Below are 13166 nucleotides of genomic sequence, written 5' to 3' on the forward strand. Positions count from 1 at the left end.
TTCCTTTTGCTTCTATATCATTTTGATAATATAATCTATATAGTCACTGAGTAATGTAGGTCCATCGCCTTCATCTACAATAACGATATCCTGTATATCCACCATTGTTTTTTCGTTTATGCTATCGGTTATAACACCTATTGGCAAACGGATATTACGGAGGTAATTTTTCCAGTCACCACTTTTCACAAGTAATTGTAAAAAGCTCACCTCCTGGTCGGAAAAAATCGAATTATTCCGGCAGGGAGTGGGAGGTTCTTCCGCTATTTCCGGGGTGTCTTTCAACTGATTATCTGTAGGAAGGAGATCTTTTTCAATTTCCTCCTCACTTAGAAGCGCATCCCTGATGATATCGGCATCGGATCTTATCTTATCCAATTTGGTGAAATCAACGTTTATCTTTGGACGTGCTTCTTCTGCTTTTTCCAGTAGGTACTGATCTATTGCTTTTTGAATGGCATTTTCGACTATAGGGTCAGCTATCTTCTTTGCCATGGAGAATTTTAAATGCATGCTGATGCGCAACCTTCTGTCAGTCTCCTGTAGGATAAGTCCAAAAGGTTCTCCTTTTTTTTGAAATATTTTATCCCTAAAAGTGTCTTTCGACCATAGTCCTCCTTTGCAGTAATATTTTCGCCGTGGCGATATCTGAAAGGAATTCTCCTTTGGGGCATCTGGCCTATAGAATACAGCGGAGGCAAATATGGGATGTGGAGTCTGTTTTTTCAGCCCTAGACAAAGTTCTTCTATGTGATGAGTAGTTCTTTGTTCGTAAATAGGGATGGCTGCTTTGATTGTGCGTGCAGCGACAGATGTCACATCATCAGGATATTTTTTGAATAAAGCACCATTTTTTATTTTGTAGGAAGCAATTAACGATGCCGTATCAAATAAAAGAGTTTCGTTGATGTCCTTATAATCCGATAGTAATGCTGCAAGATCATCTTCCTGTTTTTCTTGGATGAAAAATTCTCCAACGCGGTTTGTAAGCCTATAATACACAACATAGTCCTGCATCCAAAGATCCAGATATCGGATTACTTTTGGCTGACTGAAGGAATATGCATCCTTAAGATTCTTAAGGATATCCAAGCCAATATTGGGATTTTCAATTCCGATCTGCATTAATATTTCATAGATATATACGAATATATAGGACAGTCCTACATCTGGATATTCTCCACGGCGTATTAATTTTCTGAACGTAAAATAGCTTCTAAGTTGAGCTGTGTTCATGCTCCTATAGACAGGAAAATATTCAGAAAAAGGAACGATATCCGCATCGTCCTCAAAGTCTACCATAACCAGGGCTTGTTCATAAAACGATTTTTTCCGCAGCACTGACCATGGCTCGTCTTCGAACATCTGGTTAAGCTGTCTTAGCTCTTGTGGAGCATCATCAATCCCTCTCATCTTTACAGAAGATATTCCTCGTTTTAAGGGCAAGCTGGGTGGAACATAATCCCAGTTTTGTACGCTATCTCCTTTGTCAGTTTGATTTTTAGCAACATCGAAGGATATCTTTTGATCGGTATAATATAATTTTCCGTTCATTAAATAACTAAAAAATTTAGTGTAAATATAGCTATAATATATTGTTAAGAGGTAGAATAATCAAGTAAATTAATGTCACTTTTCGGAACGAGCTTGCGCACAAAATACATTTATTGTTTATCATGTAGTTGGTCAGTTCTTTTGTATGCTTAACGATCTTTGTGTTCTTGCGATGTCATACCTTTCTGCTGGGTTTACACATACCGATAGCGCTTAAGATCGCTCGCAGAGGCAGTAGTATCTATTTTTTGTACATATATCAAACCTTGGTAGTCACGAATTTACTTTAAAATATAATATTAGGATTATATCTTTGTCCTATGAAAGCGGTTTTCCCTGCAACTTATTCTACCCTTTGCCCAATTGCGCTATCCTCGGTGGTCTCAGAAAAATACGGAGTAAGCGACGTTCAATGTAAACTCCTGGTGCGAGGAGTAGGCGATACCTATTTGGTTCAATCATCTGACACCCCCTTTATACTTCGGGTTTATCGTTCTTCTCATCGAAGTTTGCCGCAAATAAAAGAGGAAGTGGAATTGCTTTTGGCGTTGAAACAGGCGAACGTATCCGTGTCTTATCCCATTTTGGATATTTTCGGAAACGCTATTCAGCAGTTTGAAGCGGTTGAAGGGGAAAGGCATGCGGTGCTATTGAGCTATGCACCCGGTAATACAGTAAAGCTGCTGAATGAAAACCAACTTCACATCTTAGGCCATGAAATGGCGCGCTTTCATAATATATCATCAGAAATCAGGCTGGGAGAAGAGCGGTGGAATTTTGATCTCAAAACAACCCTTTTTAAGCCCCTCGAAATGTTGAAACCCGTTTTTGCAGAGGATCCAGAAGGACATGCCTGGCTTTTGCAGGCAGCGCAACAGGTAGAGAATAAACTGTCTCAACTAAATACATTTCACTTCTCAAAAGGCTATTGTCACTTTGACTTCCTTCCCAAAAACTTTCATTTTGAAGGTAATTCGATTACCTTTTTTGACTTTGATTTTATGGGCTATGGCTGGCTGGTGAATGATATCATGTCCTTTTGGCAACACCTTATGCTGGAAGTATACACTGGAAGGATGACGCAGCAGGCGGCCAATGATGCCTATGCCATTTTTCTTGATGGATATCGCGCAAACCGTCCTATAAGTGAACAGGAATTGGTTGTCGTACCTTACCTCTCTCTGGGATTCTGGCTTTTCTATATGGGCTTTCATACTACCCACGATCAATTCTATGCTTTTAGCCAGTCTTCCCAAGTAAAGGCGTATACCGGACTTTTAAAACATTTGGTAGCTACTTATTGGGATAAGCCAGACCGAAGTTTGCACAAGTAGCTTACAATTTTTTTTCTGTAAACTGACTATGCTGATTCCAATTACTTGTACAGGGCGGGAAATTCTTTGAACACTTCTTTGACTTTGCCCAGGCTTTAAATCATATCTTTTTATAATATTTGTGCTACTGTCCGTATGTGAAATCGAAGCATTAAATATCGGGACACACTCCGGTGTTCAGCTGGCTCCAAAACCATTGTTTGCCCGATAAGTATGTGTTATTGAGAAAGCTTAAAGAACAACATGTTTTGCTAAAAGTATAGAATAGTTTTCATATAGTATCTAGCTGTATAGAATTCTGCTTTTGTTTGGTGTGGTCGTAGGCCTTGTTCAGGAGGTAACACGCGTAGCCTAGGTCTTGTTTATTCTGAAGGTAAAAACTTATCCATCCTGAATTTTTAAATAGATGATGGTCCTTAATTTTTCCTTCAGTCATTAGCGATTGTTTTAGTTCTTTATTTAATAAGATGTCCAATAAGCCATTGCTATGTACATGTGCAAACTCTTTTCCCATATAATTAAACTCAGTCCCACCATATTTATGTATTCCAACCGTAGTTCCAGGCATTTGTGTCACATTTTCTTCCAGATCGTCGATCCAATCCAATAGCTCAGGCTTGGTAAAAAACATCCAGAATCTCATGAGACTATCAAATATAATGGCGAATAAAGGGATATCCTTTAAAAAGCCGACTCTATTTACTACAAAAGAAAACATAGGCTATCTTTCGCTTAATAATTTAATATGCTCCATGACTCTAAAATGGACATTTCTGGTGATACTTTCTGCCCAAAGATCATAGTACCAGGTAGGGAACACATGGAGGTTATACCAACTGTTTCCAATAAGAGTGGTGGTACCATTTCCATTATCCTTCAATATAAATTGACCTCTTTTAATATCAATGTGGCCCATAATTTCAGGGTCTTTGGGTTGATCAACGATATCAAAAATTAGGTTTTTATTGACATCAAATTTTACAATCTTCTCATCGAAGATATACCCATTGCTAAAAATACATTTTCGGTTTGCACCCAGTTTATGCTCGCTTACCGTAGTCGCCATAGGGCTCGGCATCCCAATTTTAAAGAGCCAATAGTTTTCCTTCTGGGATATCGGATCAAAGGCGACCACGTGTTGCCATACCTCTGCGGTACTCGCATGAATTAAGATTTCATCAGAAACCATATTTTCATGATAATGGTCGCTCAAGGAGTCAACAATAAAAATCCCCAGTAATAGGCTCCCAATGCTTATATTCAATTTTTGATTTCTCTTTTTAAACATTGCCCTTCCAATAAAGGCCCCGGAGATGATAAAGCCAAAAATAAGGGGCGAAACAATTAGGAGACAAATAAAGCCCTCACCTAAGAAGAAAAAACTCATTAAAATGGCGATAAGACCATTCAGGATAGAATATCCAGTTATTTGTTTTCCCCTTATTTCTATATCTTTCCAAAACCAAGCCGTGATAATACCCATTAACATTGGAATAATTACAAACTCTGAAAAGACAAGTATACCTGTATCCTTAGGCGCCAATGAGGACTGGATGCCGATGACGAGGAAAGCGAAAATATTGGCTATCAAAATTCCTTGAAGTATTTTGGAATTTAGTACTTTAAAAAACTTTTTATTCAAACTCATCGTATTTGATCGTTTATTGTGGTATACTTTAAATGTAATTCCCTAATAAGAATTTCAATAAATGACTGGGTAAGCATTCTGAATCAATTGGCTTAAATTTAGTGCTGTCTTTTCGCAGATTCATCAATCAGTTTCATGAGATGATCGACAGTTTTAGCTACTTCATCTTTCTGCACGACCAATGTTTTTTTTTCTAGACCCGGAGGAAGAGAAATTTTGCCATTAAATTCCGGAAGAAACAAATTAATTTTTTCCTGATCCATTTTATTGAAATTAAAAAAAGTCCATTTTTTGGTTTCGTCCTCTTTTAATGCTAATAAGTTAGCTGAAGTGATCGCCATTTTGTCTTTTTCAGGCATGGACATTACCAATACTTGAGGAATAAAGCAATACGCTATCCCATCAATTTTTGAGACATCCATATCGACATAATTGATCATGGAATCAATTTTGACCCCGTATTTTATAAGAGAAGAATAGAGTTCCTTGGTCAGTTTTGTTGCCTGATCTATCCCCCCCATGCTTTCAATTATTCGTGGCGATGTTTGACTTAGAATACCTTCGATATCTCCCGAAATAGATGCTTTTGTCATGATAGACAGTGCTTCCCTGAGCTGTGGATCTTTTTGCGCAGAGCTTGTATTATAAAAAATAGTTAATAGCGTAATTAATAAAAATACCCTTTTTCGTTTGATATATTTAAACTGGTTTAACCAATTGTTGCTTTGCATAATGGAAAGAGGTTAATTTCCATTGAATTTACAGGTTTTTATTTACAAATCAAATTTAGATAAGTGTCTCCGTATTCCACACATAATAGCGTGCTTATTCGGAGACCGGAAACTTTAAATATAATCTTTGCTAATCTTCGAGGCCGGGAAGATTCTTTATTATAAATCGTATATTTGCAGCTTATAAATGTACTATGAACAGAACAAGCTGTCTTCCTCCTCCTAGAAAATAATGAATATCTATTATGGTGTAATCCTTGCCACATGAGTAGGTTGGCTTTGGTGTGCGCTTTTTTTAAAGTAAATAATCATTAATTTTTTAAGATCCTCTAGGATTAGATAACTTGTATGAAAAAATTATATTTAATGCTGCATTTAGCAGTATTTCTCGCTGGCTTTACCGGTGTATTCGGTAAAATGATCTCCTTAAATGAAAGTCCACTTGTCTGGTATCGGGTACTATTTTCTTCCATTATATTATGTATCGGCCTTAAACTTTACAATGTCAAAAAATTATCGTCTTTTAAAGAAATTTTTGGCATCTCAAAAATCGGCCTGTTGATTACAGTACACTGGATATTTTTCTATGCCAGTATTAAATATTCAAACATATCCATCGGTGTGGTCTGTTTTTGCCTTACCAGCTTTTTTACGGCAATATTTGAACCGCTGATCAACAAAAAGAAGTTCAGCCCGGTCCAGCTCTTATTGAGCGCAATGACACTTATCGGAATAAGCTTTATTTTTCATTTTGACTCATCCTATCAGCTGGGGATTGCATTTGGTGTTGCCTCGGCTGCATTTGCCGCCCTGTATACTATTTTCAATGAAAGGCTGGTTAGATCATATGACGCAAAGCTGATCAATTATTATCAGATGATGGGAGGAACAATAGGCCTGGGAATTATCCTGCCTATGTTTTACTACCTAAATCCCGAACAGAGATTTATTCCAACAGCGACTGATACTGTATATCTTATCTTGCTGGCTCTTTTTTGTACGGTGGCATTATACGTCATGGTGGCAGAGGTACTAAAAAAACTGTCTGCGTTTACCGTTAATCTAACTTATAATTTGGAACCTATCTATTCGATCATAATTGCTTTCCTTTTTTTCAATGAAGGTAAAGAAGTAAATTTTAGTTTTTATATAGGTTTAATTTTTGTGCTTCTTTCGGTTGTCTTACAGTCAGTTATATCGTTAAAACAACGTCTATAGCAAGCTAAAAAAGGATTTGTTCATTCCTTATGGACAAATCCTTTTAATAGAGAGAAAAATAAAACTTCAGCAGGCACTACGCCTATAATTTGTTTCTAATACGAAAAATAAGACGATTGCTTTTGCTGCCTTGATTTTACACCTGTCAAGCCAGCATTTTTCGAAACCCATTATCCCTTCATAAGCATCATAACTATATACATCAGGGCTGGATCATTCAGCCTTTTTTATGCTAGAAATCCTATCTTTTAGCCCTATGTTGTACAATCCCTTTGAATAAGTGACCAAATGATCTGCTTAAAAATTTCTTCAATTTCCGAAGAAAACTGATGGACTTCTAGTGCTTCGCTCAGGGGAACCGGTGTTTCGATTTCATGTACTTATCGGTGATATCGTAGTTGCTCTCGTATAAAGTATATCGTTAGTGCAAGCCCCGTTGCCTTGTCCCTGTTAGCAGTACCCCTTTTTGCATCATGCCGTGAAAGGCTGGAAAAATAAAGTACAAGAAATGAGTAGTATGGATATGACCTTCTTGATCGGAGGCGTTGTTTTAATTCATACACATACTAATATTTTTTACTAAAAATATTAGTATTACAATATTTAATTACTTATATTTGAATTGTTAACCAATTTAAAAACAATGTACTATGAGTGAATTGAAACAATCGAAATATATCGATATCACGACAGATTATGGCTTTAAAAAAGTTTTCGGATCAGATACCAATAAAGATCTTCTCATTGCTTTTTTAAACGAACTCTTTAGAGGTCGCAAGGTTATTGCTGATCTGTATTATAACAAAAATGAACATGTCGGGGATACAGAGGATATCGGCACCGTTATTTTTGATTTGACCTGTACGGCAGACAATGGGGAGCGGTTTATAATTGAAGTGCAGCGCACGGCACAGGTTAATTTGAAAAAGCGCATGCTTTACTACAGTAGTAAATTAATTGCGGATCAGGCACCCAAAGGCAATCGAAGGGCTTGGAATTATGCAATTAGTGAAGTCTATATCATTGTGTTGATGGATGGATTTGCAATGCCTGATGCGGGCGAAGAGAAGTGTTTTTTGCACGATATTTGCTTATGTTATCGAGATCATGGTAAAATATTTTATGACGATCTAGGCTTTATATATATATAGAATTGGTTAACTTTGTTAAAGCTGAGGCAGAGATAGATAATGATTTAGATCGTTGGCTTTACGTACTCAAAAATATGTCTTCGCTAAATGGACTTTCCACTTATTTGCGGAAGCCTATTTTTGAGAAGTTATTTCAGTTAGCAGAGTATAGCAAACTAAAACCGGAGGAACGAGAGATGTACAACGCAAGTTTAAGAAATAAATGGGATGCCGAGAGTATCCGAAGTAGTCAGGAGGAGCTATTGAAACGAGGGCGCGAAAAAGCAATGGCGGAGGGAAGAGCCGAAGGAGAGGCTAAAGGAAAAGCAGAAGGAAAAGCAGAGGTAATAAAAAACCTTTTGTCTTTGAATAAGTTTTCGATATCGGAGATAGCCGAACTATCAAACGTCACTGTAGAGTTTGTAAATGGGGTCCAGGCGGAGATAGCTAAAGGAAAATAATCATATAACGATATTAGGTTTTACGGCCGCTTGGATACTGTTCAAGCGGCCTTTTTTATAGGATAGTTGGTGTCTTGGCCCTAGACTGTATAACCTCTTTGAACAAGTCACCAAAAGTTCTTTCGCGAGCACTTAGTGTCGATTTGCGCGGAAGATGGAAGATTATTAGGATAAATCCGTAATTTCATTAATCAAATACCTTTAACATGACATTTCTATATCGATATATTTGTTTGTCTTGGCTGCTAGCGGCATTAGTACTTTCCATTGATGTTTTCGCACAAAAACAACCCAGTGTGGACAGCAATGCTGTCGCAGTTCAATTCGTTGACAGACTACTTTCTGAAGGTGACTATACCGCTGCGGTGTTGGGGATTCCCCGGCAGGATGCATCGCAGGTTGCAATTGTTGAGAAAATGAAACTTGCCATCAAAGACAATGAACAGTGGTTTCTCAACGTAATGAAGGAATTGGAACCGGGACAACCTATGCCATATCACAAAAATCTGGGTATTAGCGAAGCGGAGTATGCCGCTTTTATGCAGTTTTCGCAATCTATCAAAATAGACAAAATTGGAGCTATAGCGCTTAAGATCATTCGTAGGCACAGCAGTATTCATTTTGAACCTAAAGATTTCGGCGATTATTTAAAATATCTAACGATCGATTTAAAAGACCACAGGATCATGGTTGATAGTATCGACTTGCCATACAAAGGGCAAATTACCATGGATGCTCAACGGACAACATTGGTTGCTGGACCTTGGAAAGGATACTCCTGGCGACTCGAAGAATTTAGGAAAGACGGACAATTAATTGTAGACCCAAATAAAGTAGTTCCAGCAGAAATCAGGAAGTTGGATGTAAAAGCTATTGAGCTGATTATAGGCAAACTCGATCATAGCGATCAGTGTTTTCTTTATCTCAAGAGTAATATTATCAATAAAGGCCATGTGCTTGCAAAACAGGATATAGCCCTTTTATTAACCAAAGAATAAGCTGAAATCCAACAATAATATTTCTAACCTTAAATTAGATCAAAGCCCATAGCCGGTTAACAGTTTGCTCAAGCAGACATCTAACAAAAGGAGCCTTCCTTAACGGTTCATAAGAGAGGCTTTTACCTTTAATGGCTACAAGATTTTAAATACTGATTGGGAAATAGCCGAGGATTATTCCATTGGCCTGGTACACAGTAAATGAGGTGAGTAAAAGAAATTTTTGATAAAATTGCGAAAGGATCTGTTAGTGGCCCGTTTTTTATGGGGTGTTGAAACGCTTGTTTCAATTCATCAGTCGTCAACTGATGAATTGAATTTGTCTTGTAGTCAGTACTTTGTAATTGGTCAGTCAGCGACTGACCAATTTGAATTCCTTTTAAGTTACTGTTGATCAGAACATCTTTTACAGCAGATATTAGATGGGGGGATGCAATGTGAAATTGTCTGCATAGCTTTAAATTCGTAACAGATAGACCCTTTATTTAATAGATTCGGCGAGCTCGGGGAATGGCTGTTCACCATACTTTGCTCTTTCTTTAACTTTTTGCTCAAATTCGATGATGTATAAGCCTATCAGCCAGTTGCGCAAAGTGAGCGATTGGTTCACAGCTTATCGTTGAGAGCTGTAACTCGTCATCGGTACTTTGGATACTGCTGACTAATTTTTCAAATTCCATCGCTTAATAATATCTTTTAATTTTTTAAATCGCTATGTTATATCCGTCAACCTAACTATCTCTCCATCGGCCGAAAACATATTATGAGATTTAATCAACATACGACGAGACATACCTGGCCGTTGCGGTTAAATGTACAGATTTATTTGTATTTTTAGTCCTGTAGATGGCATAAGAGCCTGGGAACTAATTTATAAACCGTAATGTCAAGTGTGTAGCTGAATAAAGAACCATCCAATAATGGAACAAGAGGATACAAAATATGAAGTATATCTTTTATTTATTTTTTTTAATCTCGATCAACGCCAAAGCACAGGATCTTGAGGTTTTATTAATAGGTGTTTCCCATAATTATAGTAAATATCCTATACAGAATTTTTCCAGCATCCATCAAAAAATTAGAAAATTTAAACCTGACGCCTTTTTTGGCGAGTTCCTGAGCAAAGAAGACGAGCGGTTGCTGATGGACTTTTGGTGCAAACAGCCAAATATCACTCGGCTACATAAACTAAGGAACAATCGACCTATAAAAGAGGTACTACTGCGGTATACTGTTGACAGCTTGAAGGAACGATCCAAGCAGCAACCAAATGATTATTATGTAAAAGCCGATTTAGCGCATGCCTATTATCTTGATCAAGATGTGGCAAATGGGCATTATCAATATTGGCAAGTTTATAATTTTCTGCAGCATCGACCTAATGCCGAACTTGAAACTTATATCGAAAAATTACTTAGTCCTGGGGTCGATACCACCGGAAGAAGTATGAAAAGGCTAAAAACTTCTGAGTATGCTTATATAGCCTTCCCGATGATGCAGGAGTTAGGCATCGAGGAACTGATGTCTATGGATTGCCAGGACTATGATCTGAATTGGCAAGCATCGTGGGGAGCATTTGACGCAAAATTTGTCTTGTTCAAGAAAAATATAGCCGATTCCTCTAAAAATCATTTGAAATCAGCTTTGATAGCTATTGACAAGGGGTTTGAGAAATATGCCCATATCGAAAAGTCTTCAAATAGGGTAACTGAATGGTTGAATACCGATGAGGCCGCGCAGATTTCCGCCTCAGGAGATTTTTACTTGCCCGATATGTATAATATGAATGGGTTTCCGAAAGAAGAAATGCTGTCAAAAATACATTGGTGGATCATGAGAAATGAGGGAATGTGCCATAATGTTGTCAATAGGGCTAAGATGGTAGGGGCTAAAAGAGTCGTAGTCCTAGCTGGGGCCAATCATAGAAAATACATGCAGGACATTTTCAAAACGATGCATGCAGTGAAAGTGACAAACATCAATGAAGTTGACTAAAAGCGGTGTTATCATTCTGAGCCATATAAGAATTTTCGCTGCCTTATGCTACGCAATCTATCTGCGTACCTTTGTGTGCCTGTATAAGCTTTAATTTTTTTAAAGAGAATTATCTGTCTGACAATAAGCAATCTACCATTATTTTTATGCTCTTTTTTTAATGCGCAAAAAGGCTTCAGTATCGCAATCGATCTTTGTGTTAATGAAAATTTAAAAAAGCACGAAGAAATGAAAGCACATATCATCAAGGAGCTAAGGGAAATAGAGGCGAGCGAAGGAGTACGTATACTTTTTGCCTGTGAATCAGGAAGCCGAGGTTGGGGATTTCCGTCAGTCGATAGCGATTATGACGTTCGGTTTATTTATGTGAGAAAAGCTGAGGACTATAGCCGTTTGTTTCCGCTGCCTACCGAAATGCGGTTTCCGATAATTGATGACCTCGATATCGCAGGCTGGGATTTGTTTAAAGTACTCACCTTACTGTCTAAGAGTAATGTCAGTCCGTTTGAATGGATCCAGTCACCAGTAGTCTATTACGAGTTTGACGGATTCAAAACAAGTTTTAGGGCAATGATCGAAGATTATTTTGACACACGTAGGCACGCCCATCATTATTTAGGGATTGTCCGTAGCAAAATAGAAGATCTGCGCCGAGAGACGATGAAGCTCAAGAGCTTGTTTTATATCCTAAGATCGTTACTTGCGGCAGACTGGAGTATGACCTGTCGCAGTTATGCGCCCATGACATTGGCAGAACTATCCGTATTATTGCCTGATGTTGTTAAAGTCGAAGTTATGGAGTTGCGCCAGTTGAAGAGCCAAGTTGATGAAGGGTTTATATACAGCTGTTCAGCGACCATAAGGCTTTATATTGAAACAAGGTTAACGCATTTAGAGCATCAAGTAAAACAGGTTCCCGGATCCGTATTGGATAAAGAAGGACTGGAGAAATACTTTAAAACTATATTAAGATGACTATAGACGAACTTCGAAAGAGCGGGCTGATCCTGTTTGAGGCCGTTGTCGGCAGCCGGGCATATGGATTGGCCACAGCATCTTCCGATACCGATATCAAAGGCGTATTTTACCTGCCTCTGGAATATTACTTGGGCGGTCAATATATTGCCCAGGTGGCTAACGCCAGCAATGACGAAGTTTACTATGAGCTTGGTCGTTTCGTAGAGCTCCTGTCAAAGAGTAATCCGACTGTACTGGAGCTTTTGGCTAGCCCTGCCGATTGCATATTACATAAGGATTCGCTATTTGATCAATTTAAAATGCAGGATTTTATCACCCGCGAGGCCGCTATGACCTTTGCGCAATATGCGATGGTACAGGTGCGGAAGGCAAAAGGATTGAATAAGAAAATCAACAATCCGATGGATCGTGAACGTAAAAGTTTGCTGGATTTCTGCTTTATCATAGCTGGTCATGGAAGTTTATCGTTAAGAGATTGGTTAAGCAACCGACATTGGAAACAGGAAAACTGTGGTTTAGCAAAGATCGAACATGCGAAGGGAATGTATGTCTTGTTTTATGATCAGAGCGAGGTTCTAGGTTACAAAGGTATCGTGGCCACACTGTATAGTACTGAGGTTTCCCTCAGTTCTATCCCTAAGGAAGAAACAGGTTGTGCGTACCTTTTTGTTAATCACGACGCTTATTCATCGTATTGCAAGGCCTATAATGAATATTTTAGCTGGGTTTCAGCCCGCAATGAGGCGCGCTTTGAGGGGACAATGAATCATGGGCAGGGCTATGATGCCAAAAATATGATGCATACCATCCGTCTATTGCAACAGGCAAAAGAGATTTTGTCTAAAAGTGAACTACAGATACAACGCCCCAATAGGGAAGAACTCCTGCGCATCAAGAATGGGGCCTATAGCTATGATGAACTTTTCGTCTGGTCGCACAAGCTCTTTGAGGAAGTTCAGGAACTCTCCTTACACAGCTTACTTCCGGTAGCGCCAGATCAGCATAACCTAAGACAGCAATTGGTTGACATGCGTAAGCAGCTTTATCAGATCAAACTTTAATTCCTAATGCAGGGAGCTTCTCGTTCGTTAATAGAAAGTCGAACTAGTTGTTTATCTC

General features: G+C 38.3%; 12 protein-coding genes. 8 read left to right on the top strand and 4 right to left on the bottom strand.

Annotated features, from left to right (window positions below; translation table 11 throughout):
* Positions 1-12 precede the first annotated feature (12 nt).
* Positions 13-1554: a TerB N-terminal domain-containing protein gene (locus B4A24_RS10335; RefSeq protein WP_172392146.1), complete on the bottom strand. Its 1542-nt coding sequence runs from the start codon at positions 1552-1554 to the stop codon at positions 13-15.
* Between the two features lie 320 nt (positions 1555-1874).
* Between B4A24_RS10335 and B4A24_RS10340 the strand changes: the two genes are divergently transcribed.
* Positions 1875-2888 (top strand): phosphotransferase enzyme family protein, encoded by a 1014-nt coding sequence (locus tag B4A24_RS10340; RefSeq protein WP_293944728.1) that lies wholly within the window; start codon positions 1875-1877, stop codon positions 2886-2888.
* Positions 2889-3159: 271 nt separating this feature from the next.
* Here the strand turns inward: B4A24_RS10340 and B4A24_RS10345 are convergent, their stop codons facing one another.
* The 3 genes from B4A24_RS10345 to B4A24_RS10355 form a co-directional block, all read right to left on the bottom strand.
* Entirely contained in the window at positions 3160-3606 is a 447-nt protein-coding gene (locus tag B4A24_RS10345; protein ID WP_172392148.1) for a luciferase family protein, read from the bottom strand.
* A 3-nt stretch (positions 3607-3609) separates the two neighbouring features.
* Positions 3610-4536, bottom strand: coding sequence for a hypothetical protein (locus B4A24_RS10350; protein WP_293944729.1), 927 nt, complete (start codon positions 4534-4536; stop codon positions 3610-3612).
* A 98-nt stretch (positions 4537-4634) separates the two neighbouring features.
* Positions 4635-5267 carry a hypothetical protein gene (locus B4A24_RS10355; protein ID WP_293944730.1) on the bottom strand — a complete coding sequence of 211 codons (633 nt, stop codon included), beginning with the start codon at positions 5265-5267 and terminating at the stop codon, positions 4635-4637.
* A gap of 348 nt (positions 5268-5615) precedes the next feature.
* Between B4A24_RS10355 and B4A24_RS10360 the strand changes: the two genes are divergently transcribed.
* The 7 genes from B4A24_RS10360 (at position 5616) to B4A24_RS10390 (ending at position 13108) form a co-directional block, all read left to right on the top strand.
* Positions 5616-6485 (top strand): DMT family transporter, encoded by an 870-nt coding sequence (locus B4A24_RS10360; protein WP_293944731.1) that lies wholly within the window; start codon positions 5616-5618, stop codon positions 6483-6485.
* Between the two features lie 650 nt (positions 6486-7135).
* Entirely contained in the window at positions 7136-7636 is a 501-nt protein-coding gene (locus tag B4A24_RS10365; RefSeq protein ID WP_293944732.1) for a PD-(D/E)XK nuclease family transposase, read from the top strand.
* 2 nt (positions 7637-7638) lie between these two features.
* Positions 7639-8076 (top strand): PD-(D/E)XK nuclease family transposase, encoded by a 438-nt coding sequence (locus tag B4A24_RS10370; RefSeq protein ID WP_293944733.1) that lies wholly within the window; start codon positions 7639-7641, stop codon positions 8074-8076.
* A gap of 206 nt (positions 8077-8282) precedes the next feature.
* Positions 8283-9074, top strand: a complete 792-nt coding sequence (locus B4A24_RS10375) for a hypothetical protein (protein ID WP_288807813.1) — start codon at positions 8283-8285, stop codon at positions 9072-9074.
* Positions 9075-10016: 942 nt separating this feature from the next.
* Positions 10017-11069, top strand: a complete 1053-nt coding sequence (locus tag B4A24_RS10380; RefSeq protein ID WP_293944734.1) for a DUF5694 domain-containing protein — start codon at positions 10017-10019, stop codon at positions 11067-11069.
* A gap of 228 nt (positions 11070-11297) precedes the next feature.
* Positions 11298-12044, top strand: a complete 747-nt coding sequence (locus B4A24_RS10385) for a nucleotidyltransferase domain-containing protein (RefSeq protein WP_172392155.1) — start codon at positions 11298-11300, stop codon at positions 12042-12044.
* Positions 12041-13108 carry a DNA polymerase beta superfamily protein gene (locus tag B4A24_RS10390; protein WP_293944735.1) on the top strand — a complete coding sequence of 356 codons (1068 nt, stop codon included), beginning with the start codon at positions 12041-12043 and terminating at the stop codon, positions 13106-13108. The genes B4A24_RS10385 and B4A24_RS10390 overlap by 4 nt, the downstream gene beginning before the upstream one ends.
* Positions 13109-13166: the final 58 nt, after the last annotated feature.

The sequence above is a fragment of the Sphingobacterium sp. UBA7249 genome, assembly GCF_002472835.1.
GTDB lineage: Bacteria > Bacteroidota > Bacteroidia > Sphingobacteriales > Sphingobacteriaceae > Sphingobacterium > Sphingobacterium prati.

Coding starts and splice junctions, on each gene's coding strand:
- B4A24_RS10335 (WP_172392146.1), bottom strand. CDS start 1,554: ATGAACGGAAAATTATATTATACCGATCAAAAGATATCCTTCGATGTT.
- B4A24_RS10340 (WP_293944728.1), top strand. CDS start 1,875: ATGAAAGCGGTTTTCCCTGCAACTTATTCTACCCTTTGCCCAATTGCG.
- B4A24_RS10345 (WP_172392148.1), bottom strand. CDS start 3,606: ATGTTTTCTTTTGTAGTAAATAGAGTCGGCTTTTTAAAGGATATCCCT.
- B4A24_RS10350 (WP_293944729.1), bottom strand. CDS start 4,536: ATGAGTTTGAATAAAAAGTTTTTTAAAGTACTAAATTCCAAAATACTT.
- B4A24_RS10355 (WP_293944730.1), bottom strand. CDS start 5,267: ATGCAAAGCAACAATTGGTTAAACCAGTTTAAATATATCAAACGAAAA.
- B4A24_RS10360 (WP_293944731.1), top strand. CDS start 5,616: ATGAAAAAATTATATTTAATGCTGCATTTAGCAGTATTTCTCGCTGGC.
- B4A24_RS10365 (WP_293944732.1), top strand. CDS start 7,136: ATGAGTGAATTGAAACAATCGAAATATATCGATATCACGACAGATTAT.
- B4A24_RS10375 (WP_288807813.1), top strand. CDS start 8,283: ATGACATTTCTATATCGATATATTTGTTTGTCTTGGCTGCTAGCGGCA.
- B4A24_RS10380 (WP_293944734.1), top strand. CDS start 10,017: ATGAAGTATATCTTTTATTTATTTTTTTTAATCTCGATCAACGCCAAA.
- B4A24_RS10385 (WP_172392155.1), top strand. CDS start 11,298: ATGAAAGCACATATCATCAAGGAGCTAAGGGAAATAGAGGCGAGCGAA.
- B4A24_RS10390 (WP_293944735.1), top strand. CDS start 12,041: ATGACTATAGACGAACTTCGAAAGAGCGGGCTGATCCTGTTTGAGGCC.